This is a genomic window from Streptomyces sp. cf386 (assembly GCF_900103585.1).
In the GTDB taxonomy this organism is placed as follows: domain Bacteria; phylum Actinomycetota; class Actinomycetes; order Streptomycetales; family Streptomycetaceae; genus Streptomyces.
Genome location: NZ_FNHV01000020.1, coordinates 61,921 through 87,962 on the forward strand (window position 1 = coordinate 61,921; position 26,042 = coordinate 87,962).

26 protein-coding genes, 1 tRNA gene and 1 pseudogene are annotated in these 26,042 nt (G+C 70.4%); 15 read left to right on the forward strand and 13 right to left on the reverse strand.

The features are described from left to right. Window positions 1-5: 5 nt before the first annotated feature. Genes BLU79_RS37665 through BLU79_RS37675 form a run of 3 tightly spaced genes read left to right on the forward strand, consistent with a single transcriptional unit; the run spans window position 6 to window position 2,875 of the window. Window positions 6-920, forward strand: a complete 915-nt coding sequence (locus BLU79_RS37665; RefSeq protein ID WP_093910604.1) for an ATP-binding cassette domain-containing protein — start codon at window positions 6-8, stop codon at window positions 918-920. A 1-nt stretch (window position 921) separates the two neighbouring features. Then, a complete protein-coding gene (locus tag BLU79_RS37670; protein WP_093910511.1) occupies window positions 922-1,824 on the forward strand; it encodes a sugar phosphate isomerase/epimerase family protein in 903 nt (300 codons plus the stop codon). Between the two features lie 25 nt (window positions 1,825-1,849). Then, window positions 1,850-2,875: a Gfo/Idh/MocA family protein gene (locus tag BLU79_RS37675; RefSeq protein ID WP_093910512.1), complete on the forward strand. Its 1,026-nt coding sequence runs from the start codon at window positions 1,850-1,852 to the stop codon at window positions 2,873-2,875. Between the two features lie 119 nt (window positions 2,876-2,994). Here BLU79_RS37675 and BLU79_RS37680 read toward each other — a convergent pair whose 3' ends face one another. From BLU79_RS37680 to BLU79_RS37695, 4 genes are read right to left on the reverse strand one after another with little or no spacing between them, the layout of a single operon-like run. Further along, window positions 2,995-4,017: a Gfo/Idh/MocA family protein gene (locus tag BLU79_RS37680; protein WP_093910513.1), complete on the reverse strand. Its 1,023-nt coding sequence runs from the start codon at window positions 4,015-4,017 to the stop codon at window positions 2,995-2,997. Next, window positions 4,014-5,018 carry a Gfo/Idh/MocA family protein gene (locus BLU79_RS37685; protein WP_093910514.1) on the reverse strand — a complete coding sequence of 335 codons (1,005 nt, stop codon included), beginning with the start codon at window positions 5,016-5,018 and terminating at the stop codon, window positions 4,014-4,016. The genes BLU79_RS37680 and BLU79_RS37685 overlap by 4 nt, the downstream gene beginning before the upstream one ends. Before the next feature lie 58 nt (window positions 5,019-5,076). Continuing rightward, entirely contained in the window at window positions 5,077-5,853 is a 777-nt protein-coding gene (locus tag BLU79_RS37690; RefSeq protein WP_093910515.1) for an SDR family oxidoreductase, read from the reverse strand. 17 nt (window positions 5,854-5,870) lie between these two features. Continuing rightward, a complete protein-coding gene (locus BLU79_RS37695; RefSeq protein WP_093910516.1) occupies window positions 5,871-7,037 on the reverse strand; it encodes a phytanoyl-CoA dioxygenase family protein in 1,167 nt (388 codons plus the stop codon). A gap of 118 nt (window positions 7,038-7,155) precedes the next feature. On the opposite strand from BLU79_RS37695, the gene BLU79_RS37700 reads away from it, so the two are divergent. Both BLU79_RS37700 and BLU79_RS37705 read left to right on the forward strand, forming a co-directional pair. Continuing rightward, the gene (locus tag BLU79_RS37700) at window positions 7,156-8,184 is read left to right on the forward strand and encodes a LacI family DNA-binding transcriptional regulator (RefSeq protein ID WP_093910517.1); all 1,029 of its coding nucleotides are present in this window, start codon (window positions 7,156-7,158) and stop codon (window positions 8,182-8,184) included. Window positions 8,185-8,248: 64 nt separating this feature from the next. Further along, a complete protein-coding gene (locus BLU79_RS37705) occupies window positions 8,249-8,863 on the forward strand; it encodes a TMEM175 family protein (RefSeq protein WP_177001332.1) in 615 nt (204 codons plus the stop codon). A 9-nt stretch (window positions 8,864-8,872) separates the two neighbouring features. Here BLU79_RS37705 and BLU79_RS37710 read toward each other — a convergent pair whose 3' ends face one another. Beyond that, complete coding sequence (locus BLU79_RS37710) at window positions 8,873-10,036, reverse strand: Gfo/Idh/MocA family protein (protein ID WP_093910519.1); 1,164 nt, start codon at window positions 10,034-10,036, stop codon at window positions 8,873-8,875. A 111-nt stretch (window positions 10,037-10,147) separates the two neighbouring features. Here BLU79_RS37710 and BLU79_RS37715 point away from each other — a divergent pair, with 111 nt between their 5' ends. From BLU79_RS37715 to BLU79_RS37755, 9 genes are all read left to right on the forward strand, one after another. Continuing rightward, on the forward strand, window positions 10,148-11,161 hold the full coding sequence (locus BLU79_RS37715) for a LacI family DNA-binding transcriptional regulator (RefSeq protein WP_093910520.1): 1,014 nt from the start codon (window positions 10,148-10,150) through the stop codon (window positions 11,159-11,161). 116 nt (window positions 11,162-11,277) lie between these two features. Further along, complete coding sequence (locus BLU79_RS37720; protein WP_093910521.1) at window positions 11,278-12,159, forward strand: nuclear transport factor 2 family protein; 882 nt, start codon at window positions 11,278-11,280, stop codon at window positions 12,157-12,159. 174 nt (window positions 12,160-12,333) lie between these two features. Further along, window positions 12,334-12,984: a GntR family transcriptional regulator gene (locus BLU79_RS37725; protein WP_093910522.1), complete on the forward strand. Its 651-nt coding sequence runs from the start codon at window positions 12,334-12,336 to the stop codon at window positions 12,982-12,984. Window positions 12,985-13,053: 69 nt separating this feature from the next. Further along, a complete protein-coding gene (locus tag BLU79_RS37730) occupies window positions 13,054-13,806 on the forward strand; it encodes a PIG-L deacetylase family protein (protein ID WP_093910523.1) in 753 nt (250 codons plus the stop codon). Then, window positions 13,803-14,513, forward strand: a complete 711-nt coding sequence (locus BLU79_RS37735) for a 4-carboxy-4-hydroxy-2-oxoadipate aldolase/oxaloacetate decarboxylase (protein ID WP_093910524.1) — start codon at window positions 13,803-13,805, stop codon at window positions 14,511-14,513. Before BLU79_RS37730 ends, BLU79_RS37735 begins: the two co-directional genes overlap by 4 nt. Further along, window positions 14,510-15,619 carry a 4-oxalomesaconate tautomerase gene (locus BLU79_RS37740; protein ID WP_256333615.1) on the forward strand — a complete coding sequence of 370 codons (1,110 nt, stop codon included), beginning with the start codon at window positions 14,510-14,512 and terminating at the stop codon, window positions 15,617-15,619. Before BLU79_RS37735 ends, BLU79_RS37740 begins: the two co-directional genes overlap by 4 nt. Then, on the forward strand, window positions 15,616-16,566 hold the full coding sequence (locus BLU79_RS37745; RefSeq protein WP_093910525.1) for a VOC family protein: 951 nt from the start codon (window positions 15,616-15,618) through the stop codon (window positions 16,564-16,566). Before BLU79_RS37740 ends, BLU79_RS37745 begins: the two co-directional genes overlap by 4 nt. A 157-nt stretch (window positions 16,567-16,723) precedes the next feature. Beyond that, window positions 16,724-18,070, forward strand: a complete 1,347-nt coding sequence (locus BLU79_RS37750; RefSeq protein WP_093910526.1) for an MFS transporter — start codon at window positions 16,724-16,726, stop codon at window positions 18,068-18,070. A gap of 209 nt (window positions 18,071-18,279) precedes the next feature. Continuing rightward, window positions 18,280-18,534: a hypothetical protein gene (locus tag BLU79_RS37755; RefSeq protein WP_093910527.1), complete on the forward strand. Its 255-nt coding sequence runs from the start codon at window positions 18,280-18,282 to the stop codon at window positions 18,532-18,534. Between the two features lie 81 nt (window positions 18,535-18,615). Here the strand turns inward: BLU79_RS37755 and BLU79_RS37760 are convergent, their stop codons facing one another. Then, on the reverse strand, window positions 18,616-19,557 hold the full coding sequence (locus tag BLU79_RS37760) for an alpha/beta hydrolase (protein WP_093910528.1): 942 nt from the start codon (window positions 19,555-19,557) through the stop codon (window positions 18,616-18,618). 168 nt (window positions 19,558-19,725) lie between these two features. Between BLU79_RS37760 and BLU79_RS37765 the strand changes: the two genes are divergently transcribed. Beyond that, a tRNA-Pro gene (locus BLU79_RS37765) sits at window positions 19,726-19,802 on the forward strand. Between the two features lie 284 nt (window positions 19,803-20,086). On the opposite strand, the pseudogene BLU79_RS37770 reads toward BLU79_RS37765, so the two are convergent. The 7 genes and pseudogenes from BLU79_RS37770 to BLU79_RS37800 form a co-directional block, all read right to left on the reverse strand. Continuing rightward, window positions 20,087-20,364: pseudogene (locus tag BLU79_RS37770) on the reverse strand (4'-phosphopantetheinyl transferase); the annotation flags it as partial. A gap of 79 nt (window positions 20,365-20,443) precedes the next feature. Continuing rightward, window positions 20,444-21,193: a sulfite exporter TauE/SafE family protein gene (locus BLU79_RS37775; protein WP_093910606.1), complete on the reverse strand. Its 750-nt coding sequence runs from the start codon at window positions 21,191-21,193 to the stop codon at window positions 20,444-20,446. A 16-nt stretch (window positions 21,194-21,209) separates the two neighbouring features. Continuing rightward, on the reverse strand, window positions 21,210-21,749 hold the full coding sequence (locus tag BLU79_RS37780) for a flavin reductase family protein (RefSeq protein ID WP_093910529.1): 540 nt from the start codon (window positions 21,747-21,749) through the stop codon (window positions 21,210-21,212). After that, window positions 21,746-22,807: a MupA/Atu3671 family FMN-dependent luciferase-like monooxygenase gene (locus BLU79_RS37785; RefSeq protein WP_093910530.1), complete on the reverse strand. Its 1,062-nt coding sequence runs from the start codon at window positions 22,805-22,807 to the stop codon at window positions 21,746-21,748. Before BLU79_RS37785 ends, BLU79_RS37780 begins: the two co-directional genes overlap by 4 nt. Window positions 22,808-22,822: 15 nt before the next feature. Next, the gene (gene asnB / locus BLU79_RS37790) at window positions 22,823-24,676 is read right to left on the reverse strand and encodes an asparagine synthase (glutamine-hydrolyzing) (RefSeq protein ID WP_093910531.1); all 1,854 of its coding nucleotides are present in this window, start codon (window positions 24,674-24,676) and stop codon (window positions 22,823-22,825) included. 30 nt (window positions 24,677-24,706) lie between these two features. Next, complete coding sequence (locus BLU79_RS37795) at window positions 24,707-24,955, reverse strand: acyl carrier protein (protein WP_093910532.1); 249 nt, start codon at window positions 24,953-24,955, stop codon at window positions 24,707-24,709. A 28-nt stretch (window positions 24,956-24,983) separates the two neighbouring features. Continuing rightward, window positions 24,984-26,039: an alpha/beta hydrolase family protein gene (locus BLU79_RS37800; RefSeq protein ID WP_093910533.1), complete on the reverse strand. Its 1,056-nt coding sequence runs from the start codon at window positions 26,037-26,039 to the stop codon at window positions 24,984-24,986. Window positions 26,040-26,042 lie beyond the last annotated feature (3 nt).

The window sequence follows — 26,042 nt, forward strand, 5'->3', positions numbered from 1 at the left end:
CCGACATGACATCCACCGAGAAGACCGGCGCCCACGGTGCCGTCATCGCCGACAAGGCCCCCGAGAAGGACGGCCCGATCGTCGAACTTCGCGGCGCGGGCAAGGCTTACGGCAACATCCGTGCCCTGCACGGTGTCGACCTGAAGGTGTTCCCCAGCCAGGTCACCTGCGTGCTGGGCGACAACGGCGCGGGCAAGTCGACCCTCATCAAGATCGTCGCGGGTCTGCACCAGCACACCGAGGGCGAGTTCCTCGTCGACAACACCCCTGTGCGGTTCTCCACCCCGCGCGAGGCCCTCGACAAGGGCATCGCCACGGTCTACCAGGATCTCGCGGTCTGCGCGCTGATGCCGGTGTGGCGCAACTTCTTCCTCGGCTCCGAGATGACCAAGGGCCCCTGGCCCATCCGTCGTCTCGACATCGAGAAGATGAAGAAGACCGCCGACCAGGAACTGCGCAACATGGGCATCGTCCTGGACGACATGGAGCAGCCCATCGGCACCCTGTCGGGCGGCCAGCGCCAGTGCGTGGCGATCGCCCGCGCCGTCTACTTCGGCGCCCGCGTCCTCATCCTGGACGAGCCGACCGCCGCACTCGGCGTGAAGCAGTCCGGCGTGGTGCTGAAGTACATCGCCGCCGCCCGCGAGAAGGGCCTCGGCGTCATCTTCATCACCCACAACCCCCACCACGCCTACATGGTCGGCGACCACTTCAGCGTCCTGCGCCTGGGCACCATGGAGCTCAACGCCTCCCGCGACGAAGTCAGCCTCGAGGAACTCACCAACCACATGGCCGGCGGCACCGAACTCGCAGCCCTCAAGCACGAGTTGTCGCAGGTGCGGGGTGTCGACGTCGAGGAACTCCCGGAAGAGGAAGACCTCACCGCCCCCGTGGCGACCGCGCCCGAAGGGAAGTCCTGACATGGCCCCTGTGCTGGACCGCATCCGGGTCGGCTCCGCCCCGGACTCCTGGGGCGTCTGGTTCCCCGACGACCCCGTACAGGTGCCCTGGGAACGCTTCCTGGACGAGGTCGCCGAGGCGGGCTACCCGTGGATCGAGCTGGGCCCGTACGGCTACCTGCCGACCGACCCGGCCCGCCTCACCGACGAGGTGAACAAGCGGAACCTGAAGGTCTCCGCGGGCACCGTCTTCACCGGCCTGCACCGCGGCCCCTCCGTCTGGGAGTCCACCTGGGAGCACGTCGGCCAGGTCGCCGCGCTCACCCAGGCGATGGGCGCGAAGCACCTGGTGGTGATCCCCTCCTTCTGGCGGGACGACAAGACCGCCGAGATCCTGGAGCCGCCGGAGCTCACCGGCGAGCAGTGGGCCCACCTGACCAAGGGCATGGAGCGGCTCGGGCACGAGGTGAAGGAGACGTACGGCCTCGACATCGTCGTGCACCCGCACGCCGACACCCACATCGACACCGAGGCCCACGTCGAGCGCTTCCTCGACTCGACCGACTCCGAGCTGGTCAACCTCTGCCTCGACACAGGTCACTACGCCTACTGCGGCGGCGACAGCGTCAAGCTGATCGAGACCTACGGCGAGCGGATCGGCTATCTGCACCTCAAGCAGGTCGACCCGGAGATCCTCGCCGACGTCGTCAAGAACGAGGTGCCGTTCGGGCCGGCGGTCCAGCGCGGAGTGATGTGCGAACCCCCGTCCGGCGTACCGGAGTTGGGGCCGGTTCTGGAGGCCGCGCAGAAGCTGAACGTGGATCTGTTCGCGATCGTCGAGCAGGACATGTACCCCTGCGAGCCGGACAAGCCGCTGCCCATCGCGGTGCGTACCCGCAAGTTCCTGAGGTCCTGCGGCGCCTGACGACCCGAAAGGACGGCCGATCGTCATGACCCAGCGTCCGGAAACGCTCGGAGTCGCAGTCATCGGTACCGGAAAGATGGGTGCGGACCATGTGCGCCGCATCCAGGAGGTCACCAGCGGGGCACGGGTGGCCGCAGTCGTGGACGTCGACGCGGAGCGCGCCAAATCGGTCGCCGCCCGCGTCGACGGCTGCACCGCCTACACCGACCCGGCCGCGGCGATGGCGGCGGCCGACGTCGACGCGGTGATCGTCGCGTCCCCCGGACCGGCCCATGAGGCGGCCCTCCTCACGGCTTTCGAGCACGATCTGCCGGTGCTGTGCGAGAAACCCCTCACCCCTGACGCCGCGTCCGCTCTGCGCGTCCTGGAGGCCGAGCAGCGGCTCGGCCACCGCAGGGTCCAGGTCGGCTTCATGCGGCGCTACGACGCCGAGTACATGAAGCTCAAGGCCGTGCTGGAGACGGGCCAGTTGGGCAGCCCCCTCATGCTGCACAACCGGCACCGCAATGCCGCCAGCCCGCCCGGCTGGACCAGCGAGATGCTCATCAACGACTCGGTGACCCACGAGATGGACGTCACCCGCTGGCTGCTCGGCCACGAGATCACGGCCGTCACCGTGCTGACCCCGACGCCCTCCGCCAACGCGCCGGACGGCATCCGGGACCCGCAGTTCGTGCTCTTCGAGACCGACGGCGGTGCGATCGTCGACGTCGAGATCTTCGTCAACTGCGGCTTCGGCTACCAGGTCCAGGCCGAGATCGTCTGCGAGCGCGGCACCGCACGCGTCGGCGACGGCCACGCCATGGTCACCAACGCGGCCGGCCGCTGGGGCGGCACCATCGCCCAGGACTTCGTCGAACGCTTCGTGGACGCCTACGACCGCGAGGTCCAGGCCTGGGTCGACGCCACCCGGCGCGGCGAGGTGGTGGGCCCCAGCGCCTGGGACGGCTACGCGGTCGCCGCGGTCTGCGAGGCGGGCGTACGGTCGCTGCGGGACGGCGGCCGGGTCGCGGTGGAACTCGTCGGCAGACCCGCGCTGTACGCGGTTTGACCCGCGGATCGACGTGCCGTCGGCTCGCTCTGACACGAGCGGACGGCTGAGGGCCGGGGAGATGCTCCCGGCCCTCTTCTCGTGCGTGCCCGCGGGCACGCGTGCGTGGGTGCCTGGTGTCAGCCCGTCAGTGCCGTTCGAGGCCGCGGCTCGAACCCGGCCGCGCGATACGCCTCGTCGATCAGCCGCATCGTCGCCAGCGCGTCGTCCGCGTCCAACGGAAGCGGCGCGTCCCGGCGGATGTGCGCGGCGAACGCCTCCAGCTGATAGGTGTACGACGAGCGTGTGCCCAGCCGTTCCGTCCGCTCGCCGTCCGCCGTACGCACGACGACCCGGTCGTCGTGGTGGGGCAGCACGAAGTTCGGCGCGAACGCCTCACCCCGCGAGCCCACGATCCGGCAGCTCATCTCCAGTCCGTCGTACGCCATGTGGCAGCGCGCCGACGCGGTCGCCCCGCCGGGGAACTCCAACTCGGCGTCCAGCCACTCGTCGACTCCCCGCGCACCCGCCCGCTCCCCGCCCCGCGCGGAGACGAGGCGCGGCGCACCGCCCGCCCAGGGGGCGAGCATCCGCACCGCGTGCAGGCTGTAGCAGCCGAGGTCCATCACGGCGCCGCCCGCGAGCGACAGCGACCAGCGGGGGTCGGCGTCGCCGGGGGCGGCTATCGCCACCTGGGTCTCCACCCGCTGCAACTCGCCGAGTTCGCCGCTCGCCAGGATCGCGTGCAGGCGCCGGGTGACCGGGTGGAAGAGGTAGTGGAACGCCTCCATGAAGACGGTCCCGGCCTTTGTCGCCGCCTGGAGCACCTCGGCCGCCTCCTCGGCGTTGCTCGCCGACGGCTTCTCCGACAGGACGTGCTTGCCGGCCGCGAGCGCGGCGAGGTTCCACGGCCCGTGCAGGCCGTTGGCGAGCGGGTTGTAGATCACCTCGACCTCGGGATCGGCGAGCAGGTCGGCGTAGGAGTCCACCACCCGCTCCACGTCGTGCTCGTCGGCGAACGCCTCGGCGCGGGACCGGTCGCGCGCGGCCACCGCGACGAGGCGGTGGCCGGTCGTGCGGGCCGGGCCGACGAGGGAGAGCTCGGTGATGCGGGCCGCGCCCAGCACTCCGATGCGCAGCGGCTGCGGGCTCGAGTCGTTCATCCCTGCCGTACCTCCTCGATCGTCACCGGACGGTGCTCGTGCAGCGACAGTGTGCACGCATCCGCGATCCAGCCGGCCTCCAAGGCGTCCTCGATCGTGCACGGGGAGGGCCGGGTACCCGCAACGACCTCGGTGAACGCGGTGAGTTCGGCGCGGTAGGCCGCGGTGAAGCGGTCCATGAAGAAGTCGTGCGGGGTGCCGGCGGGGAAGGTCACGCCCGGCTCGACCGAGCGCAGCGGCAGCTTGTCCTCCAGGCCGACGGCGATGGAGTCCTCAAAGCCGTGGATCTCCATGCGGACGTCGTAACCCCGGGCGTTGTGCCGGGAGTTGGAGATCACGGCGATCGTGCCGTCGTCCAGGGTGAGGATGGCGCCGGTGGTGTCGGCGTCGCCCGCCTCCTTGATGTAGTCGGCGCCCCTGTTGCCGCCGACGGCGTACACCTCGGTGACCTCGCGGCCGGTCACCCAGCGGATGATGTCGAAGTCGTGCACGGAACAGTCCCGGAAGATGCCACCGGAGGCGGCGATGTACGCGGCCGGCGGCGGCGCCGGGTCCAGCGTGGTCGACCGCACGGTGTGCAGCTTGCCGAGCTCACCGGCCTGCACGGCGGCGCGGGCGTTGACGAAACCGGTGTCGAAGCGGCGGTTGTAGCCGATCTGGATCGGCACGTCGGTGCCCTGGACGGCCTTGAGGACCTGGACGCCCTCGCTCATGGTCTTGGCGACGGGCTTCTCGCAGAAGACGGGGATGCCCGCCTCGACGCCCGCCAGGATCAGCGCCGGGTGGGCGTCGGTCGCGGCGGCGACGACGATGCCGTCCACGCCCGCGGCCAGCAGGGCGTCGGGCGAGTCCACGACCTCGGCGCCGAACCGCTCCGCGGCGGCCTTGGCGGCGTCCGCGAACGGGTCGGTGACGACGAGGGAGTCGACCGCGTCGAGTCCGGAGAGGGTCTCGGCGTGGAAGGCGCCGATGCGGCCGAGGCCGAGGATGCCGATTCGCATGGGGGTGTTCGCTTTCTTCAGTGCGGGTCTTGCGGGAGGAGAGTCAGGGGGAGCGGGCCTAGTCCATGCCGCCCAGTACGTTCTGGTCCCAGTCGATCACCGAGCCGGTGACCACCCCGGACCGGTCCGACAGCAGGAGGACCACGAAGTCGGCGATCTCGTCCGGCTGGCCGAGCTTCCCCATCGGCAGCTTGGCGGCGGCCTCGTCCCGCCAGTCGTCGCCGGCGCCGTGGAAGGCCTTCTGCGTGGCGTCCTCGCCCTCGGTCGCCGTCCAGCCGATGTTCAGGCCGTTGATCCGGATCCGGTCCCAGCGGTGCGCGTGGGCGGCGTTGCGGGTCAGGCCGATGAGACCGGCCTTGGCGGAGACGTACGGCGCGAGGAACGGCTGACCGCCGTGCGCCGAGCTCGTGATGATGTTGACGATCGTGCCGGGTGCCCTGCGCGCGACCATGTCCGTCACGGCCGCCTGCATGGCGAAGAACGGCGCCTTGAGGTTGATCGCGATGTGCTGGTCGAACAGCTCGGGCGTGGTGTCGAGCAGCGTGCCCCGGGACGTCAGCCCCGCCGAGTTGACCAGGCAGTCGATCCGCCCGTACGCGTCGACGACCTCGGTGACGGACGCCTTCGCCTGGTCGGCGTCGGCGAGGTCGGCCCGTACGAACATGGCCTTGCCCCCGTCGGCGGCCAGCTCGGCCACCAGCGCCTCACCGGGTTCGGTACGCCGCCCCGTGACGGCCACGGTCGCGCCCTCGCGGACGGCCGCCCGCGCGATGGCCGCGCCCACGCCCTGGCTGCCGCCGTTGACGAGGACGACCTTGTCGTCGAGAAGTCCCATGGGTGTTCCGGGTCCTTTCAGCTCAGGCGCCGCTCGGCGCCGGCCCGCAGCTCGTTCCGCAGAGCCTCGGGAGTCCATGCCTCGCGCAGCGCGCGCCGTACGAGGTCCGCCTGCGAGGGCGGGGCCAGCCCGTCCACCGGCGGATCGCTGTCGAGGTTCGTGGGGAAGGGGTACCCCTCGGCGCTCGCGGCGATCACATGTTCCGACCACGCCTCGTCCACGCCGTCGCTCCGGCGGTCCAGCAGCACGGGGTAGACAGCGTTGGCCACCGCCTCGCGGTCCACCGTCTCCATCGCCCGCCCGAACGCGGAGGACACCTGGAGCAGGTTCGCCATGCGCCGGATGTCCGCCGACCGGTTGGTGCCGGCCGCGTGGAACAGCGCCGGGTTGAAGAAGGCCGCGTCGCCCTTGGCGAGGGGGAGCTGGATGTGGTGCGCCTCGAAGTACGCCTGGAACTCGGGCAGTCGCCAGGCCAGGTAACCGGGCTCGTACGTCTGCGAGTACGGCAGGTACATCGTCGGCCCCGACTCCACCGGCATGTCGCAGTGCGCGACGGCGCCCTGGAGGGTGAGCACGGGGGAGAGGACGTGGACGTGGGCCGGGTAGGCGGCCGCGACCTCGTTGGTGAGGAAGCCCAGGTGGTAGTCGCGGTGCACGGTCTGGGCGGCGCCGCCGGGGTTGACCACGTTGACCTGCGAGGTCACCTGGTAGCCGGGGCCGAGCCAGGCGGCCGAGACGAGCGCCAGGATGTCGTTGGCGTAGTAGTCGGCGAACGCCTCTGGGTCGTAGAGCGCGGCCTTCTCCAGCGCGTTCCAGACCCGGTCGTTGGCGCCCGGCTTGGCGAAATGGTCCCCGCCGCTCGCGCCCGTGGCGCGCTGCTCGGCGATCAGGGCGTCGAACACGGAGCTGAGCCGGTCGACGACGTCGAGGTCGGTGAAAGCGGCCTGGAAGACCACGATGCCGGGGCCGTCGGTGAGGGCGCGGACCAGTTCGGCCCGCACCGCACGCGGGTCCTCGGCCTTGCGCAGGCGGTCGCTGTCGTAGACGAGGACACCCCGCTCCACGGCGGAGGCGTACGGGTAGTCGGCGAGGTCGGTGCCCCGCTCGACGAGTTCACGGAAGGCGGCGAGGTCGCAGTCCTGCTCGGACAGCCACGCACGACGTTGCACGGAGGTGTAGGACATCGGCGTCCTCTCGGTGACAGGGGCGACTCGGTGCTGTCATTCTTGTCATGACAATCCCGTCGAACAACCAGCAGGCGGCCATCAAAAACCCCTCAGAACCAGCTCCGGGAGCAACCTCATGGGCCACCCTTTCCCGATCCGGGAGATCGCACGTCAGGCGGGCCTCAGCGAGGCCACGGTCGACCGGGTCCTGAACGGCAGGGGAGGGGTCCGCGAGAGCACCGCGCGGGAGGTCCAGCAGGCCATCGCCGATCTGGACCGGCAGCGCACCCAGGTCCGGCTGGTGGGCCGTACCTTCATGATCGACATCGTGATGCAGACGCCGGAGCGGTTCTCCACCGCCGTGCGGGCCGCTCTGGAGGCCGAGCTGCCGGGTCTGCACCCGGCCGTCGTGCGCTCGCGCTTCCATTTCCGGGAGACCGGGCCGGTGGAGGAGCTGACGCGGACCCTGGACCGGATCGCCCGGCGCGGTTCGCAGGGCGTGATCCTCAAGGCGCCGGACGTCCCCGAGGTCACCGCGGCCGTCGCGCGGCTCGCGGAGGCGGGCATACCGGTGGTGACCCTGGTGACCGACCTGCCGTCCACACAGCGCCTCGCCTACGTCGGCATCGACAACCGGGCCGCCGGGGCGACGGCCGCGTACCTCATGGGCCAGTGGCTCGGCGACCGCCCCGGCCACGTCCTCACCAGCCTCAGCAGCGGCTTCTTCCGCAATGAGGAGGAGCGCGAGATGGGGTTCCGCAGCGCGATGCGCGCCCGGCACCCCGAGCGCACCCTCGTCGAACTGGCCGGGGGACAGGGCCTGGACGCCACGCAGTACGATCTGGTGCGGGCCGCGCTGGAGCGCGACCCGGGGATCCGCGCGGTCTACTCGATCGGCGGCGGCAACATCGCCACACTGCGGGCCTTCGAGGACCTCGGCCGCGAATGCGCGGTGTTCGTCGCGCACGACCTCGACCACGACAACACCCGACTGCTGCGCGAGCACCGGCTGTCCGCCGTACTCCACCACGACCTGCGCCAGGACATGCGCGAGGCCTGCCACATCGTCATGCGCGCCCACGGCGCGCTGCCGCCCGCGGGGCCCACCCTGCCGTCGGCGATCCAGGTGGTGACCCCGTACAACATGCCCACGCCCATCGGGTGACGATCGAGGACCCGCCACTGGCGTGTACGCCCGCTCGGCGCGCCCGGCTCCCTACCGTCGTGGGATGTGGAAATCGAAACCGGACGGCGGGCCCGAACGGTTGGTGGCGCTCGCCGACGGTGTGTTCGCCATCGCACTCACGCTGCTCGTGCTGGACTTCTATGTGCCACGGGGACTGGGTTCGGACAGGTACGACGACGCCCTGCACGAACTGATCCCGAATCTCGGTGGATACGCGCTCAGCGTGTTGGTGCTCGGCGCCTTCTGGCGTGAACACCGGCGGATCTTCGGCTTCGTCCGGGAGATCGACGGGCAGGTGATCACGCTGTCCCTCATGGGGCTGAGCATCGCGGCCCTCGTGCCCTTCCCCACCAAGCTTCTCTCCGAGTACGGCGGAGAGCCCGAGTCGGTCGCCATCTACGCGGCGGCGGTCGCCGCACTCGGCGCCGCCCATCTCGCGCTGCTCCTCGTCCTGATGCGGCGTCCCTGGCTGCGCAGCGAGGCGAAGCCGGCCGAGGGCTTCCGGTTCTTCGCGCTCGACCTCGCGGTGACGGTGGTGGTGTTCCTCGCCAGCATCCCGCTCGCCCTGGGCGTCGGCGCCACCGCAGCCATGTGGCTCTGGCTCGCGATGGCCCCGATCAAGGTGGCCCTGGGCCTGCGGGCGGGCCGGGCGCGTTGACGCCCACCGTCACACCCCCGCGTCCACCTCCACCCACGCGCCGCTCTGCGCCGACCGCACCATCGCGTCCAGTACGGCGGCGCTGCGCACGGCGTCCTGGAGGGTGGCCCCGTGCGGGACGCCCTCGGCGATCGAGCGCAGGAAGCGGTGGGCCTCGATGACCTTGAGGTCGTCGTAGCCCATGGCGTTCGCCGCGCCCGGCTGGAAGGCACCGAACTCGCCGTCGCCGGGGCCGACGTAGACCGTGCTGACGGGCTGGTCCTGGTAGCTGGTGCCGCGGCTGACGCCGAGTTCGTTCATACGGCGGAAGTCCCAGAAGACGGCGCCCTTGGTGCCGTGCACCTCGAAGCCGTAGTTGTTCTGCTCGCCGACCGAGACCCGGCAGGCCTCCAGGACACCGCGGGCGCCCGAGGCGAAGCGCAGCAGGCAGTTGACGTAGTCCTCGTTCTCGACCGGGCCGAGTTCGCCGCCGGTGGCCAGGCTGTGGCCGGCGGTGGCGCCGGTGGGGCGGGCACGCTCGGGGATGAAGACGGCCGTGTCGGCGGTCAGGGAGGTGATGTCGCCGAGCAGGTACCGGGCCAGGTCGGCGCCGTGGGACGCGAGGTCGCCCAGTACGCCGCTGCCGCCGCGCTCCTTCTCGTAGCGCCAGGTCAGGGCGCCGTCGGGGTGGGCGGCGTAGTCGCTGAAGAGGCGGACGCGGACGTGGGTGACGGTGCCGATCTCACCGGAGGCGATCAGCTCGCGGGCGGCCTCGACGGCGGGCGCGTTGCGGTAGTTGAAGCCGACCGCGCCCTGGACGCCGGCCTTGGCGACGGCGTCGGCGACCGCCCGGGCGTCGCCGGCCGTCAGGCCCACCGGCTTCTCGATCCAGATGTGCTTGCCGGCCTCGGCCATCGCGACGCCGATCTCGCGGTGCAGGAAGTTCGGGGCGGTGATGGAGACGGCCTGCACGCGCGGGTCGGCGGCGACCGCACGCCAGTCACGGGTGGTGGCATCGAACCCGAACTGCGCGGCGGCCTCCTCGGCCCGGCCCGGCACCTCCTCGGCGACCGTCACCAGCCGCGGACGCAGGGGCAGGTGCGGGAAGTGGTGCGGGAGGCGGGCGTACGCCTGGGTGTGCACCCGGCCCATCCAGCCGAACCCGACGACGGCGACACCGAGCGAATCCACCATGACAGCCCCTCTTTGGACCGGTCCATTTCCTGTCCAGGCCACACTGGAGGCCGTATCCGCTCGATGTCAACTCTTTGACAAGCCCCACAGGGCCATGGAACGGTCCATCCCATGAGACCGCCGACGATCCGCGACGTGGCCGACCGGGCCGGCGTCTCCAAGTCGCTGGTCTCGCTGGTGCTGCGCGGCTCCGACCAGGTGCGCCCGGAGAAACGGGACGCCGTCCTGCGGGCCGTGCGCGAGCTCGGCTACCGGCCCAACACCGCCGCGCGCAGCCTCAGCGAGCGGCGCACCCGCACGGTGGGCGTCCTTCTGAACGACCTGCGCAATCCCTGGTTCGTCGACATGCTCGACGGCCTCAACTCGCTGCTGCACGACAACGGCCTGCACATGCTGCTCGCCGACGCCCGCCTCAACCGCCGCAGCGGCCAGGACCCGGCGGGCCCACTGCTGGACCTGCGGGTCGACGGCCTGGTCGTGGTCGGCACGCTGCCCGACCCGGCCGCGCTCGGCACGGTGGTCGAGCGGATGCCGGTCGTGGTGGCCGCCGCCCGTGAGCCGGTACCGCCCGGCGTCGACGTCGTGGCGGGCGACGACGAGCGGGGCGCCCGCCTGGTCGCCGAGCACCTCATCGGCCTCGGGCACCGGCGCATCGCGCACATCGCGGGCTACGGGGCGGTGGGCGAACTGCGCCGGCGGAGCTTCGAGGCGACGTTGCGGGAGCACGGCCTCGCGGACGAGGCGGTGGTCGAGGCCAGCGACATGACCGAGGAGGGCGGTTACCGCACCACCGTCCGGCTGCTCAGCCGCCCCGAGCGGCCCACGGCCGTCTTCGCCGTCAACGACATCGCCGCCATCGGCGCGCTCTCCGCCGCTGAGGAGTTGGGGTTGCGCGTCCCGCGTGACCTGTCCGTCGTCGGCTACGACAACACGAGCATCGCCCGCCTGCGCCACGTGTGGCTCACCACGGTCGACAACACCAGCCACGAGGTCGGCCGCCGGGCGGCCCGCTGTCTGCTCGACCGGTTCGAGGGCGGCGGGGGAGCGGGCGAGGTCCATCTCGCGGTTCCGGCACTGGAGATCCGGGGAACGACGGCGGCTCCCGCGACCACCGATCTCATGTGAGGTACGCCACGTCCGGTTGATGTCAGTCGGCTGTCCGGGAGAGGTCGGGCGCGTTCGCTTCGATGTGCCCCGGTGGGGCGGCCGCTCCACGGAACATCGGGCGAGGAGAGACGACCGTGAAGGACCGGGCGAAGACCGAGGAACTGCTCAGCACGTCGGATCTGCGGGTGAGTTCCGCGGCGACGACGTGGCGGCATGTGGAGGCCGAGTACGTCGACGTGGTCGACGACATCCTGGCGACACTGGCCCCCAGCGGACCGTACGCCTACACCATCAGCCCCAGCGTGGAGGAGGGCAAGGAACTCCCCACGCAGCGCATCGTCACGACGTACGACGAGATCGCCGCCACCTATCGCAGCATGCACCGCTTCTCCGCGGTGGTGTCCATCCGTCCCGTCTTCGAACTGCACGCGTCCTGGTACAGCTTCGTCAGCGGGGTGGGGCGCGGACGGGCGAAGGCGACCGGTGAGGAGAGCGAACGTCCGGTCATCACGCTGTTCCCGACCATGGGCTCCGAGGGCATCACCGGGGAGCTCTTCTGGGGCCGGACCCAGCAGAGCGTCCTGCCGGGCGACGCGGCCGACGGGGTGCTGGCGAGCCGGTTCGCCGTGGCGGGGCTGCACGGGAGGCTTCTCGACGCGTACCGCGCCGGGGACGTCGACACGATCGTCGAGCTGGCGCACCCCGAGATCCAGACCGGGGTCCGGGACTATGTGGCGCACACCGGCACCCTGGTGGAACTGCACACCAAGGACGAGCTGCGCTCCCACCTCGAGGACTTCTACGCCTACTACACCGTCCGCGAGATCGAGGTCGTCGCCCAGCAGTTCGACGACTGGTTCTTCTTCCACGAGCTGCGCTGGACGGTCGAGGCCCGGCAGGGCGCGCAGGCGGGCGATGTCCTGCGCTATCACACCGCCGAGTACGCGGAGGTGTCCGGAACCGGGCTCGTGGTCGCGCACATCGGGCACGGCACGGACCAGCTGAAGATCGGCTGACGGCGACACGGTCACGAGCCGCTCGCTCCCTGCCGACCTGGCGGGGAGCGAGCGGCTTTCGCGTGGGTGAGGGGTATGCCCCCGTCCGCTCCTGCGGAGATTCAGCCGACAAAATTGTTGACAATTCTGTTTGGCTAGATTTACGTTCGACAGGCACTCACTCAGGGAGGGCACATGCCGAAAGAAGCCCGTCCGAGCACCGGGGAGCAGGCCAAGCAGCACGCGCTCGCGCAGCTGCGGCAGGCGATCCTGCACGGCGAGATGGCACCGGCGCAGCGGCTGGTGGAGAACGAACTCGCCGAGCAGTTCGGTGTGACACGGGCCAGCATCCGCGCGGCACTCATCGACCTGGAGGCCCAGGGCCTGGTCGAGCGGATCCGCAACCGCGGTTCGCGGGTGCGGGTGGTGAGCGTGGAGGAAGCGGTCGCCATCACCGAGTGCCGCATGGTCCTGGAAGGGCTCTGCGCGGCCAAGGCAGCCGTCGCCGCCAGCGACGAGCAGCTGACCCGACTCGCGGATCTGGGCACGGCGATGACCAAGGCCGTGGCCGACGGCGAGCCGATGACGTACTCCGAGCTCAACCAGGAACTGCACGCCAGGATCCAGGAGTTCTCCGGCCAGCGTACGGCCCTGGAACTGCTGGAGCGGCTCAACGCACAACTGGTGCGCCACCGCTTCCAGTTGGCGCTGAGGCCGGGGCGTCCGCAGCACTCCCTGAACGAGCATCTGGCGATGATCGAGGCGATCAGGGCCAGGGACCCGCAGGCGGCCGAGGCGGCCGTCCGCGCCCACCTCACCAGCGTGATCGAGGCGCTGCGCGGCTGAGCCGTACGCGGCGCCGCGCGAGTGACCGTACGAGGCGGGCGCACACCTGTCACTCAAGGAGAACCAGCAATGACGCACGCCAACGCGCCCGGCGTACCACCACGCTCGACCCTCGTGATCACCGCGCACGCCGGGGACTTCGTGTGGCGGGCGGGCGGAGCCATCGCCCTGGCCGCCTCCCGGGGCGAGAAGGTCACCATCGCCTGCCTGACCTTCGGCGAGCGCGGCGAGTCCGCCAAGGCCTGGCGCGAGGGGAAGAAGCTCGACGAGATCAAGGCGATACGCCGGGACGAGGCCGAGCGTGCCGCCGCCACCCTCGGCGCCGAGGTCCGCTTCTTCGACGCCGGCGACTACCCGCTGGTCGTCGGCGCCGAGCTGACCGACCGGCTCGTGGCGGTCTACCGCGAGACCCAGCCGGACGTCGTCCTCACCCACCCCACCGAGGACCCGTACAACGGCGACCACCCGGCGGCCAACCGGATGGGCCTCGAAGCCCGGATCCTCGCCCAGGCCATCGGCTACCCGGGCGCCGGCGACATCATCGGAGCCCCGCCGGTCTTCTACTTCGAGCCGCACCAGCCCGAGATGAGCGGCTTCAGGCCCGAGGTCCTGCTCGACATCACCGAGGTGTGGGAGACCAAGCGCAAGGCCATGGAGTGCCTCGGCGCCCAGCAGCACCTGTGGGACTACTACACCGACCTCGCGGTACGCCGCGGAGTCCAGCTCAAGCGCAACGCCGGACCCAACCTGGGGCTGGCCCACAAGACCATGGCCGAGGCGTTCATGCGCCCCTTCCCGCAGATCGCGAAGGAGCTGGCATGAGCGGCGTGATCGTCACCGACCCGCCCAAGGCGGAGCTGAAGGACGTCGACGCGCTGGCCGGCTTCGGTGTGGCGACGGTGAGCGAGGCGATGGGACGAACGGGCTTGCTGGGCCCGGGGATCCGCCCCATCCAACAAGGCGTACGAGTCGCGGGCACGGCCGTGACGGTGCTCGGCTGGCCCGGCGACAACCTCATGATCCACGCGGCCGTGGAGCAGTGCGGCGAGGGCGACCTCCTGGTCGTCACCACCACCTCACCGTGCATGGACGGACTGTTCGGCGAGCTGTTCGCGACCGCCCTGAAGCAGCGCGGGGTGCGCGGAGTCGTCCTCAATACGGGCATCCGCGACACCCAGGAGCTGCGGGAGTCGGGTTTCGCCGCCTGGTCCCGTGCGGTCTCCTCGCAAGGCACCGTCAAGGCCACCGGCGGCTCGGTCAACGTGCCGATCGCCATCGACGGCCAGGTGATCCGCCCCGGCGACGTGATCCTCGCCGACGACGACGGTGTCGTGGTCGTCCCCCGTGAGCGGGCCCGCGAGACGGTCGCGAAGTCCGAGGCACGCGAGGCCAAGGAGGCCGCCACCCGCGCCGCGTTCCTCGACGGCCAACTCGGCCTGGACCGCTATGGGTTGCGGGAGACGCTGGTGCGGCTCGGTGTGACCTACAAGTCCTACGACGACTATGTGCGCGAGGAGGCCGGGTCGTGACGCGGCCCGCGGAGCTCCGCTGCATGCTGATGCGCGGCGGCACCTCCAAGGGCGCCTACTTCCTCGCCGAGGACCTCCCCGCCGAACCGGTCCTGCGCGACGACCTGTTGCTGCGCGTGATGGGCAGCCCCGACGAACGGCAGATCGACGGCCTGGGCGGCGCCCACCCGCTCACCAGCAAGGTCGCGGTGGTCTCGGCCTCGTCGGACCCGAAAGCCGATGTCGACTACCTCTTTCTTCAAGTGGCGGTCGGTGCAGGCGAAGTGAGTGACCGTCAGAACTGCGGCAACATCCTCGCGGGCGTGGGACCCTTCGCCGTCGAACGCGGCCTCGTCCCGGCGGGGGAGGAGCGGACCTCCGTACGCATCCGCATGGTCAACACCGGTGACTTCGCCACGGCGACCTTCCCGACCCCGGACGGCCGCGTCGACTACACCGGGCACGCCGAGATCTCGGGCGTGCCCGGCACGGCGGCTCCGGTGGTGATCGAGTTCCCGGCCGGTGCGGGGAAGTTGCTGCCCACCGGCAACCCACGGGACGTGATCGACGGTATCGCGGTGACCTGCGTGGACAACGGCATGCCGACCGTACTGATCGCCGCGACCTCCCTGCGGATCACTGGCCATGAGACCCCGAGGGACCTGGAGGAGGACCGTGCGCTCGCCGACCGTCTCCGCGAAATCCGGCTGGCGGCAGGCCGGTTGATGGGCCTGGGCGATGTGTCGGACACGACGGTCCCGAAGCTCACCCTCCTCGCCCCGCCCCGGAACGGCGGCGCGGTCACCACCCGCACCTTCATCCCGGTCCGCTGCCACACGTCGATCGGCGTGCTCGGCGCGGCGAGCGTCGCCGCCGGACTGCGCATCAAGGGCGGAGTCGGTGCGGAACTCGCCCAGCTGCCCGTCCGGGGCGACCGGATCCGCATCGAACACCCCACGGGATTCATGGACATCGAAAGCAGCCTCACCACCACCCCCGACGGCCCTCCCGCAGCCCACCGCACCGCCGTCGTCCGCACGGCCCGCAAGATCTTCGACGGCACCGTCTTCCCCCGGCCCGCCGAGCCGGCCCCACTCCCCGCACAACTCCCCGGAGGCCCCCGATGACCCCGCCGCTCGGCGACATCGCCCACATCGGCCACGCCCAGCTGTTCACCCCGGACCTGGACGCCAGCGTCGCCTTCTTCACCGACTATCTCGGGCTCACCGTCAACGGCCAAGAAGGCGACACCGTCTACCTGCGGACCTTCGACGACTACGAGCACCACAGCCTGGTGCTCACCGCCCGCGACCGACCGGGCCTCGGCAGGCTCGCCCTGCGCACCTCCAGCGAGGAGGCGCTTCACCGCCGTATCAAGGCCGTCGAGGCGGCGGGCGGCTCCGGCAAGTGGGTCGAGGACGAGCCCGGCATCGGCGAGCTGTACCTCACCACCGACCCCGACGGGCACGAGCACGCCCTGTACTGGGAGAGCGAGTACTACCAGGCACCGGACCACCTCCGGCCGGCGCTGAAGAACCAGCCGCAGGCCAAGCCCGACCGGGGCGTGGGAGTGCGGCGCCTGGACCACGTCAACTTCCTCGCCGCCGACGTGCTCGCCAACGCGGAGTTCCAGGAGGGGGTGCTGGGAGCCCGGCCCACCGAGCAGATCCAGCTGAACTCCGGGAAGATCGCGGCCCGTTGGCTGACCTTCACCGACAAGTCGTACGACGTCGTCTACACCTCGGACTGGACCGGCTCCACCGGCCGGCTGCACCACATCGCCTTCGCGACGGACACCCGCGAGGACATCCTGCGCGCCGCCGACCTGGCCGTCGACACCGGCGTGTTCATCGAGACGGGCCCGCACAAGCACGCCATCCAGCAGACGTTCTTCCTGTACGTCTACGAGCCCGGCGGCCATCGCATCGAGCTGTGCAACCCGCTCACGCGCCTCGTGCTGGCCCCGGACTGGCCGCTGATCACCTGGACCGAGGCCGAACGGGCCAAGGGGCAGGCGTGGGGCCTGAAGACGATCGAGTCCTTCCACACGCACGGAACACCGCCGGTCGCCTGACGCGCCCCGCCCCCACCTTCCGGACGCCCGGAGAAGGCCATCCCTGGACCGCCCTGGACTCCTTGGATTGTCGCTGAGATTGTTGACAAAACTGTTGACGAGATCAGGGATGGGCTCCTTAGCGTCTGGCGCACAAACGCACGAGAGGAAAACGAAGATGTCCTCCTCCCCCTCCCCATTCGCTCGGGTCGCTCGCTTCACCCGCGGCGGCAGGCTCGCCGTACTCGCCGTCGGCCTGTGCTGGCTGGCCGTCCTCTTCGACGGCCTGGACATGTTCATCTACGGCTCGGTGCTGCCCCACATGCTGGAGCAGAAGGCCCTGGGGATCACTCCCGACCAGGCCGGTGACCTGGGCAGTTACGCGACCTTCGGCATGCTGGTCGGCGCCCTGACCGCCGGGACCGTAGCCGACCGGGTCGGCCGCAAGAAGCTGATGGTCGCCTGTGTCACGCTCTTCTCGCTGGCCTCCGGGCTGTGCGCCCTGGCGGGCAGCGTCGCGGTGTTCGGCCTCGGCCGTACCCTCGCCGGAATCGGCCTCGGCGGCCTGCTGCCCACCGCGATCAGCATGGTCTCCGACTACGCCCCACGAGGCCGCGGCGCCCTCACCATCGGCATGCTGATGACCGCCCACCACGCGGGCGGCATCCTCTCCGCCTACGTCGCCCTGTGGGTCGTCGAACCCCTCGGCTGGCGGGCCGCGTTCTGGTTCTGTGTGCTCCCGCTGCTCTTCGTGCCGGTGCTCGCCGGGCTCATGCCCGAGTCGCTGAGCTTCCTGGTCGCCAAGGGCCGCAGCGAGGAGGCCGGTGAGCTGGCCCGACGCTACGACGTCGAACTGCCCGCCGCCCCGGCCGACAAGCCGGCGGGCTCCGACCGTTGGCACTCCCTGGCCAACCTGTTCCGAGCCGGCGAGTGGACCCAGACCCTGCTGTACTGGCTGGCCTCCTTCGGCGGTCTGCTCCTCGTCTACGGCGTCGCCACCTGGCTGCCCACCCTGATGCGCAGCGAGGGCTACAACCTCGGCTCGGCGCTGACCTTCGTGGTGCTGTTCAACCTCGGCGGCATCGTCGGGATGCTGGTCGCCGGACGCGCCTCCGATCGCTTCGGCGCTCCTCGGATCTCGGCGATCTGGTTCGCGCTGACCGCCGCCGGGGTCTTCCTGCTCAGCGTCCACATGCCGCTGGCGCTCACCTTCACGGTGGTGTTCCTGACCGGGGTGTTCCTGAACAGCGCCCAGACCATGATCTACGCGACGGTCTCGATCCGCTCCCGCCCCGAGAACCGCGCCACCGCCGTCGGCTGGACCTCGGGCATGGGCCGCTTCGGCGCCGTCTTCGGCCCGTGGCTCGGCGGCCAGTTGCTCGCCGCGAACCAGGGGGACTGGGGCTTCACGGCCTTCGCCCTCGCCGGCCTGTCGTCGATGGTCTTCATCGGGGTGGCGGCGTTGCGCGGCGGGAAGCGGGCGGATCGCAGTGGCAGTGAGCAGGAGCTGATCGGTGCGCACTGAGTGCGTGCTGAGTGCGCACTCAGTGTGTGCTGAGCACGTGCTGAACGTGCGCTGCATACAGACCGATTGGCGTCCGTCATATGTACCGATGAGCCGAACTGGGTTATACGACGGTCTCGCGTATTGTTGCGTCATATGCCTGCTGTGACGCGGGCGATCCTCGGTGCGCCCGGGGCAGGGGAGTGGAAAAGTTAAGGGGGATCAGGGATATGACGGCACTTCTCGCGTTGGTGGCCGTCGTCGGGTACATGGCCACCGCCCACCTGCCGTGGTGGGTGGTGGTGGCCGTGGCCCTGCTGATGGCGGGATTCGCCGCGGGGAGGTCCGGGAGCCCGGGAAAGGGCACCAGGACCATCACGACGCCAGGACCGACGGGTCGGCCTTCCGGCCCCTCGGCGGACATGTACTCGACCGCCCCGCCGGTCTCGGTGAGTGTGGGTGCGGCAAGCCCGGACGAGCAGTGACGGGGTGCGCGCTCGCCAATCGGTGGGGTGGACGGGCCTCTTGGCGCCTTCCGGGGATCGGCGGTTCGGCGGCCCGGGTTCTCAGGGCAGCCGACTGTCGGTGGCCTCGCGCAGATGCCGGGCGATGATCGCGTAGGCCTCCCGAGCCTTCTCGTCGTCCTGCCCGTCGTACCCGTGATCGGCGCCGCGCACGTCATGGTGCTCGACCAGTGCGCCGGCCTCCCGAAGCCGCTGGGCATAGCGCTCGCCCTCGGCGCGGAGCAGGTCGTACTCGGCGGTGACCAGCAGGGCCGGGGCGATGCCCTTCAGATCCGCGGTGTCCTCGGGGTGCGCGGGGGAGACGAGCCGGTCGAGTCGCTGCCGGACATCGGGGACGTACGACGTGTCGAAGACGTCGGCCATCCAGGGCCGCAGCATCGGCCTGGCGATGGCGGCGCGCTTGTCCCGGGCGTTCGTGGCCAGGTCGAGGGGCGGATAGTGCAGCACTTGGAGCGCGATCGAGGGCCCGCCCTCCTCCAGCGCCTGCCGCGCCACGGCCGCCGCCAGCCCGCCGCCCGCGCTCTGCCCGCCCACGGTGAGCCGCCCGCCGTCCCAGCCCTCCTCGGCGCCGTGTTCCGCGACCCACCGGACGATCTCGTACGCCTGCCGGGGCGGCGCTGGGAAAGGATGCTGCGGCGCGACGACGTAGTCCACGTTGATCACGACCGTCCCCGCCTCTGCGGCGAGGAACCGGCACAGCGGGTCGTCCAGTTCGGTCAGTGTCATGACGTAGCCGCCGCCGTGGAAGTTGACGTGCACCGGGGGAGCGGGCTCATCGCTCGCGGGCAGGTACACGGTGGCCCGGGCCGGGGCAATCGACGTGGGGATCGTCAACTCCCTTGCCTTGCGCGGGTATTCGGGGAACCGGGCATGCGAGGCGGAGGCGGAGCCACGGCCGCCGGAGCGGCGGTCCGCCATGACGGTCACCCGTTGCATGGCCTTGGCGAGGAAGGCGGCCACCGTGGGCCGGGCCAGGAGGGACATGTGGCTCCGTTCGGTCGTGGCCCGTGGGCCTGGCCGACAGCGATTCGATTGAGTTAGGCAATTATAGGTGACGGCAATTATGGGTCAAGGGGTGGAGCAGATCGGGGCCGGGTGCGTATGAGGTAGGGTTGACCTGCATGATCACGCGGTTCACCGTGTGAGACGCACCGGGACGTGGCGCAGCTTGGTAGCGCACTTGACTGGGGGTCAAGGGGTCGCAGGTTCAAATCCTGTCGTCCCGACCAGCTTTGATGCAGGTCGGAGGCCGTTCTCTCATCCATGGGAGGGCGGCCTTTCGTGCGTCCGGGGTGTGGTGGTCGCAGCCATGGAGGCCGGCGTGGTGGGCGGACGGTGGTCTGTCCTGGTGTGGTGAGGGTGTGGTCGATGGTGTCGACGGCCTGGTGTGCGGCTTGTTGAGTGAGGTGGCTGTAGAGGAAAGGGCGGATACCAGTCGCTGTGCCCCGGTTGCCCGCCCTGTACGTAGTTACGCGCCCTCGGCTGGCGAGGTGGCGGCTCTGGGTTGCCAAGTGGCGGCGCAGTAGCCATCGCAGTGCGTCATGCTGCCGATCACGCCGGGCGGCCATCGTGGAGCGCCACGTTCACCGGGTAGAACGGGCTGCGGCGGCACGCCGAGCCCGTCCATGGCGCGGCGGGCGCAAGAGCGGACCGCCGTGAAATCCCGGTGCGGCGCTTGCCGGCCGCCCGACCGAGGAACGCCTCCCCCTGCGGGTACCGCACCGCGACGGGCGCGTGGTTGCCGTAGTTCTCAACGGCCACGACAGAGTCCGGAAGCAGTTCCCCGATCACGCAACTGCCTCCTTCGTCCCGGCCTGGCCATCGACGACCGCGGCAACATGCGGTCGAACCCTCGTGCGGGCTGAGCGATTCACCAGGACCTGGCGATCAGGTCGGTCATGGCGAGCAGTCCGACCGCGGCGATCGTGCCCCGCAGGGCTACCGGCGACAGCAATCGGCCGTACCGGGATCCGAGCAGGCCCCCGACCGTCGACCCTGCCGCGACGATCCCGGCGACGTACCAGTCGACGGTGGTGACGCTGACGAAGACGATCGCCGCCACCAGGTTCACCGTCAGCGCCAGAGCGTTCTTCACGGCGTTCAGGCGCTGCAGGTCCTCCGTCGTCAGTGCGCCGAGCAGCCCGATGAGGACGACGCCCTGGGCGGCCCCGAAGTAGCCGCCGTAGATGCCGGTGCCGAACACGCCGAGCCCGAGCCCCGCACCGCCGCGGCGGCGTTCGGCGGCCAGGCGGCGGGCCAGGACGGGCTGCAGGATCACCAGTGCGCAGGCCGTACCGATCAGAATCGGCACGACCTTCTGAAACCAGGCGGACGGCAGGCTGAGCAGCAGGAGGCTGCCGATCAGCGCGCCGATTCCGGCAGCCGCCGCGAGCCGCAGGAGGAGCGGGCGCTGTCCGGTGAGCTCCCGGCGGTAGCCGTACACCGCGCTGCCCATACCCGGTACGAGCCCGACATTGTTCGACACGGTCGCCAGGATCGGCGGGTAGCCCATCGCGATGAGCGCGGGGAACGTGATCAGCGAACCCGAGCCGACCACCGCGTTGACGGCACCCGCTCCTGTGGAGGCGATCGTCAGTAGTCCGAAATCCCATCCGTCCACGCCTACTCCGAACCCCTCATGGCCGCCGCAGATCCGGTTCCGCACCGAGGCGGCTTCGGCTGAACAGCAGTGCGGGCTCCTCCGACAGCAGGCCGAATGTCTGGACAGCGCCGACGAGGATGGTGTGGTCGCCGGCCGGATAGGTGGATTCGACCACACAGTCGAAGTAGGCGACCCCGCCGAGCAGCACCGGCGAACCGGTGCACGGGGCAGGGGTGTGGGCGACGTCGGAGAACGCGGCGCTGCCCCGGGTCCGGACGGGGTCCGCGAACGACCGGGCCGTCGGCTCCTGGAGAGAGCTCAACACGGTCACCGCGAACCCGTCGCCGGACAACACCTGCCCGGACGTCCGGGAGTTGGTCCCGAGTACCGCCAGGACCAGCAGCGGGTTGAGCGACACGGTGGCAAACGCGTTCACCGTCATGCCGTGCAGTTCCTCGTCCCGCACGCAGGTCAGCACGGTCACCCCGGTGGGGAATCGGCCGGCCGACCGCCGGAACTCGCTGGACGGGTGTTCCGGCAGCCGCACGCGGTCCGCGCTCTCGGTGCGGGTCATCGGCTGTCTTCCGAGGCAGCTGCCCGGAGTGAGCCGAGGAGATCGAAACCCGCCACGACCTTGTCCCGGGCCACCCCGAAATCGATGAGGCAGGCGATCTCGTCGACATCGGCCTTCCGGACCCGCTCGACGACGTCGATGGCCTTCTCGACGGTGCCGAGAAGACCCCCTTCGTCGAAATACCGCTCGAAGGAGCGCTCCACCATGGCGTCGAAGTGCCGGGGGCTGAGCGTTGCGGGATCGATCCGCCGGCCCTTCGGGCCGGAGCTCATGGTCAGCCCGGCGAAGCTGCGGAGGTAGGCGGACAAGGGTGCCCGGACCGTCTCCTTGGCGACGTCCTCGTCCTCGTGCAGGTACGCGTGGAGCATGAGGACGACGTGCCCGCGGTCCTGGTCCGAACCGGACTGGGCCGCGTACTCCTCGCGGTAGAGCGCGACCTTGTCGGACAGCTCGTCCAGGCTCTGCCCGACGAGGTGGGTCAGCAGCCCGGCCCGTGCGCGACCCGCTGCCCGGAACGTCTCGGGACCGCCCGAACTCGTGATCCAGACCGGCAGTTCAGCCTGTACGGGACGTGGATAGGACCGCACGCGCTGCGGCTCGCCCGCACCGTCGACGACGGACACCGAGCCGCCGCGCCACAGCTCACGCACCTCCTCGACGGTCGTCTCCAGCTTCACCTTGCGGTCCGCGAAGTTCTCCGGACGCAGCGCGAAGTCCTGCGGGTGCCATCCGGAGGCGAACGACACGCCGACCCGGCCGCCGGAGAGGTTGTCGACCACCGCCCACTCCTCGGCGATGCGGACCGGATGGTGCAGCGGTGCCACCACACTGCCCGCGCGAATACCGACGCGCTCGGTGACGGTGGCGACGGCCGCCCCCAGCACGGACGGATTCGGGTAGATGCCGCCGAACTCGTGGAAGTGCCGCTCCGGTGTCCACACCGCGGTGAAGCCGTGTGTGTCGGCGAACTTCGCCCCCTCGAGAAGCAGACCGTACCGGTCCGTCGAGTCGGCCTCCGCCTCCTGCTCGTTGGCGAAGTAGAACAGACTGAAATCCATCGTCTTACCGTCCCGTCAGATGTCGAGGGTCACGTCGTAGGCCGACAGCCAGCGGTTGAGCCAGAGCGCCATCTCCAGCCCGCCGCGGCTGTAGGGCAGGCTCGTCGCGCTGAGCGACCTCTCCATGACCTTGTCGACCTTGGCCCGGTCCAGGAGCGGGTGCACCGGTGCGTTGCGGTCGGCGAGCACCTCGGCCATCTCGGCCCGCAGTGCGGCTTCGTATCCCGGATCCTGGGTCGCCGGATACGGCGTCTTCTTCCGCTCCAGGATCGATGCCGGCAGCAGGTCCCGGGCCGCCGCACGCAGCAGGCTCTTCTCCTGGCCGTCGAACGTCTTCATCTCCCAGGGCGTGTTGAAGACGTACTCGACCAGGCGGTGGTCGCAGAACGGCACGCGGACCTCCAGGCCGACCGCCATGCTCATGCGGTCCTTGCGGTCGAGGAGGGTCTGCACGAACCGCGTCAGATTGAGGTACGACACCTTGCGCATCCGCCGGTCGACGTCGCTCTCGCCCGGCAGCACAGGCACCTCGGCCACGGCGTCGGCGTACCGGTCGGCCCGGTACCCGGGTATGTCGAGCTTCTCCCGCAGGCCGCCGTCGAGCAGGGACGTGCCGCCGAAGTACCGGGCGGATCCGGAGGTGAGCCACGGGAACGTGGTCGCGTCGACCGCCTCCGGGCGGTGGAACCAGAGGTAGCCGCCGAACAGTTCGTCGGCGGACTCGCCCGAGAGCGCCACCGTCGAGTGTTGGCGGACCGCCCGGAACAGGAGGTAGAGCGACGGCCACATGTCGCCCCAGAACGCCGGCGGTACGTCGGTGGCTCGGAGCACGGCCGCCCGGATCGCCGGATCGGACAGCTCGCGGCTGTCCAGCAGGATCTCCCGGTGGTCGGTGCCGACGTGCGCGGACAGGTCCCGCACGTAAGGCGCGTCGGCAGCTCCGCGCACGGCGTCGGGTTCGAAGCTGTCGGCTGAGCCCTTGAAGTCCACGGAGAACGAGTTCACGCGTCCGCGGCCTTCGCGCTCCAGGACCTGGGCGGCGATCGCCGTGATCGTCGAGGAGTCCAGGCCGCCGGAGAGCAGTGTGCACACCGGCACGTCCGAGATCAGCTGCCGGCCGACGATGTCCTCGAGCAGGTCCCGGACGTTCGAGATGGTCTGCTCGCGGGTGTCGGTGTGCGGGGCCGCCTCGAGCGCCCAGTAACGGGACTTCTTGATGCCCATCGCGTCGACTCGGATGACTTCGCCCGGAAGGACCTCGTGCATGCCGCTGAACACGGCCGCCCCGGGCGTCTTCACCATGTCCAGGGCCTCGCACAGGCCGACTCGGTCGACGGTCCGGCGCGCCTGCGGGTTCGCCAGGATGGCCTTGGGCTCCGAACCGAACAGGAGACCGCCCGGCGTGGGGTAGTAGTAGAGCGGCTTCACGCCCATCCGGTCCCGGACGAGGACGAGCTCCTGGCGCACCGCGTCCCAGATGCCGATGGCGAACATGCCGTTGAGGTGGCGGGCGAAGTCCACCCCCCATTGGAGGTAGGCCCGCAGGACGACCTCGGTGTCGCTGTTCGTCCGGAACGTGTGGCCGTGCGTGATGAGCTCCGCGCGGAGCTCACGGTAGTTGTAGACCTCGCCGCAGAAGGTGAGGGCCGCGAGCGTGCGGTCACCTTCCTGATCGGCGACCATCGGCTGCTTGCCGCCTTCGAGGTCGATGATCGACAGCCGCCGGTGCCCCAGCGCGATCGGACCCGAGATCCACGTCCCCTCCTCGTCCGGACCGCGGCATTCCATGGTCTGGGTCATCTTCCGTACGAGCTCGTGATCGCGTTCGAGCCCGCGATGACGGTCGAACCATCCGGTGATTCCGCACACGTCCTGTGTTCTCCGTTCTTCGGATCGGGGCTAGGCGAGACGGGTGTCGACGACCGCGAGAAGCTCACGCGGCGTCTTCGCATCGGAGGTGATCGACTCGGGGAGCTCGATCTCGTACTGGCGCTCCAGCTTCGAGATCGCGTTGAGCAGCGTCAGCGAGTCGTATCCGAGCGCGTCGAACGTGAGGTCGAGGACGTCCGGCGTCGGCTCGACCGGATCCTCGAAGTCGTTGCATTCGTTGAGCAGTTCGATCAGCGCTTCGAGAGTGAGCTTCTCCATCGGGAGGCCTTTCGTTCAGGTGGTTGGTTCAGAGGGAGGGGCCGGGGCGGAGCACCGCGTCGACCGATTCGACGAGGGCCCGCAGGAAGTCGGGGTCGAACGGTCCGTAGGTGCGCCGGCCCTCCGACGAGCGGGCCGACATCAGGTGCCCGAGCCGCGGATGGATCGTCAGCTCGGACCGCAGGCCCTGCGCGAGCGCCGCGTGGTGCAGGAGGTGAGCCTGGCGGGGCGGCGTCGTCCAGTCCTCGGCGCCCACATGGATCGTCATCCGGCCGGTGATCCCGGCCAGTCGGCGGTACGGAGCAGGCTGCGCGAACCAGTCGCGCCAGAACGAGGCGGGCGCCGATTCGTCGCCGTTCACCAGCGCCTGCTGCTCCCAGGTGTCGTACTCCCACGCGAGCTCGGCGCGCAGCAGTTCGAGATCAATGGTCGGGCCGAAGCGGTCGACCAGGTCGAACTCCTCCCACCAGCCGCTGCGCCCCTTCTCGTCGGCTTTCGCCGCGGCGAGGTCGACGGTGCCGTCGGCGCCGGCGAATCCGCCCGCGCTCAGCCATTCCAGACGACGGTCCAGCCCCATCCACCGCTGGAAGACGGGGCGCGTCTCGACGCTCGGGGCGACGACCGCCAGGCGGCTGTCGCCCCCGAGGCGTTCCGCCGCGGCCAGCGCCACTTCGGCGCCCATCGAGACGCCCAGCAGCAGCACGCGCCCGCTGTCCACGTCGGGGTGGGCCCGTGTCTGTTCGACCACCCGGACCGCGTCGTCGACCAGGCCGGTGAACGTGAACCGAGGTGAGCCCGCGCCGTCGCGGCGGTCCTCGCTCAGGAAGCGGGTGTCGAACGCGGCCGCGGCGATGTTGGCCCGGACCAGGGCGGCACCCACATCGTCGAACAGGCGAACCGGGCCGTTCCCGGACGCCTCGGCGGGAAGGAACGCGTCCCGGTCCCAGGCGCCGAACGGGTGCAGCAGCACAACCGCCGGGACGCCCCGGCCGGGCGGGATCTCGCTCGGTAGCCGCAGTACCGCGGTGCGGTCGTCGGCCAACGACAGGTCGTCGGTACGGCCGAGGGCAGTGTTGTCTGTCATGTC

Excerpts from the sequence above, each read along its gene's own strand:
- BLU79_RS37750 (WP_093910526.1), top strand. The coding sequence starts at position 16,724 with ATGTCCTCCTCCCCCTCCCCATTCGCTCGGGTCGCTCGCTTCACCCGC.
- BLU79_RS37800 (WP_093910533.1), bottom strand. The coding sequence starts at position 26,039 with ATGACAGACAACACTGCCCTCGGCCGTACCGACGACCTGTCGTTGGCC.
- BLU79_RS37710 (WP_093910519.1), bottom strand. The coding sequence starts at position 10,036 with ATGGTGGATTCGCTCGGTGTCGCCGTCGTCGGGTTCGGCTGGATGGGC.
- BLU79_RS37760 (WP_093910528.1), bottom strand. The coding sequence starts at position 19,557 with ATGTCCCTCCTGGCCCGGCCCACGGTGGCCGCCTTCCTCGCCAAGGCC.
- BLU79_RS37705 (WP_177001332.1), top strand. The coding sequence starts at position 8,249 with ATGTGGAAATCGAAACCGGACGGCGGGCCCGAACGGTTGGTGGCGCTC.
- BLU79_RS37725 (WP_093910522.1), top strand. The coding sequence starts at position 12,334 with ATGCCGAAAGAAGCCCGTCCGAGCACCGGGGAGCAGGCCAAGCAGCAC.
- BLU79_RS37675 (WP_093910512.1), top strand. The coding sequence starts at position 1,850 with ATGACCCAGCGTCCGGAAACGCTCGGAGTCGCAGTCATCGGTACCGGA.
- BLU79_RS37680 (WP_093910513.1), bottom strand. The coding sequence starts at position 4,017 with ATGAACGACTCGAGCCCGCAGCCGCTGCGCATCGGAGTGCTGGGCGCG.
- BLU79_RS37730 (WP_093910523.1), top strand. The coding sequence starts at position 13,054 with ATGACGCACGCCAACGCGCCCGGCGTACCACCACGCTCGACCCTCGTG.
- BLU79_RS37795 (WP_093910532.1), bottom strand. The coding sequence starts at position 24,955 with ATGGAGAAGCTCACTCTCGAAGCGCTGATCGAACTGCTCAACGAATGC.
- BLU79_RS37735 (WP_093910524.1), top strand. The coding sequence starts at position 13,803 with ATGAGCGGCGTGATCGTCACCGACCCGCCCAAGGCGGAGCTGAAGGAC.
- BLU79_RS37695 (WP_093910516.1), bottom strand. The coding sequence starts at position 7,037 with ATGTCCTACACCTCCGTGCAACGTCGTGCGTGGCTGTCCGAGCAGGAC.
- BLU79_RS37755 (WP_093910527.1), top strand. The coding sequence starts at position 18,280 with ATGACGGCACTTCTCGCGTTGGTGGCCGTCGTCGGGTACATGGCCACC.
- BLU79_RS37665 (WP_093910604.1), top strand. The coding sequence starts at position 6 with ATGACATCCACCGAGAAGACCGGCGCCCACGGTGCCGTCATCGCCGAC.
- BLU79_RS37780 (WP_093910529.1), bottom strand. The coding sequence starts at position 21,749 with ATGACCCGCACCGAGAGCGCGGACCGCGTGCGGCTGCCGGAACACCCG.
- BLU79_RS37670 (WP_093910511.1), top strand. The coding sequence starts at position 922 with ATGGCCCCTGTGCTGGACCGCATCCGGGTCGGCTCCGCCCCGGACTCC.
- BLU79_RS37785 (WP_093910530.1), bottom strand. The coding sequence starts at position 22,807 with ATGGATTTCAGTCTGTTCTACTTCGCCAACGAGCAGGAGGCGGAGGCC.
- BLU79_RS37715 (WP_093910520.1), top strand. The coding sequence starts at position 10,148 with ATGAGACCGCCGACGATCCGCGACGTGGCCGACCGGGCCGGCGTCTCC.
- BLU79_RS37685 (WP_093910514.1), bottom strand. The coding sequence starts at position 5,018 with ATGCGAATCGGCATCCTCGGCCTCGGCCGCATCGGCGCCTTCCACGCC.
- BLU79_RS37700 (WP_093910517.1), top strand. The coding sequence starts at position 7,156 with ATGGGCCACCCTTTCCCGATCCGGGAGATCGCACGTCAGGCGGGCCTC.
- BLU79_RS37745 (WP_093910525.1), top strand. The coding sequence starts at position 15,616 with ATGACCCCGCCGCTCGGCGACATCGCCCACATCGGCCACGCCCAGCTG.
- BLU79_RS37690 (WP_093910515.1), bottom strand. The coding sequence starts at position 5,853 with ATGGGACTTCTCGACGACAAGGTCGTCCTCGTCAACGGCGGCAGCCAG.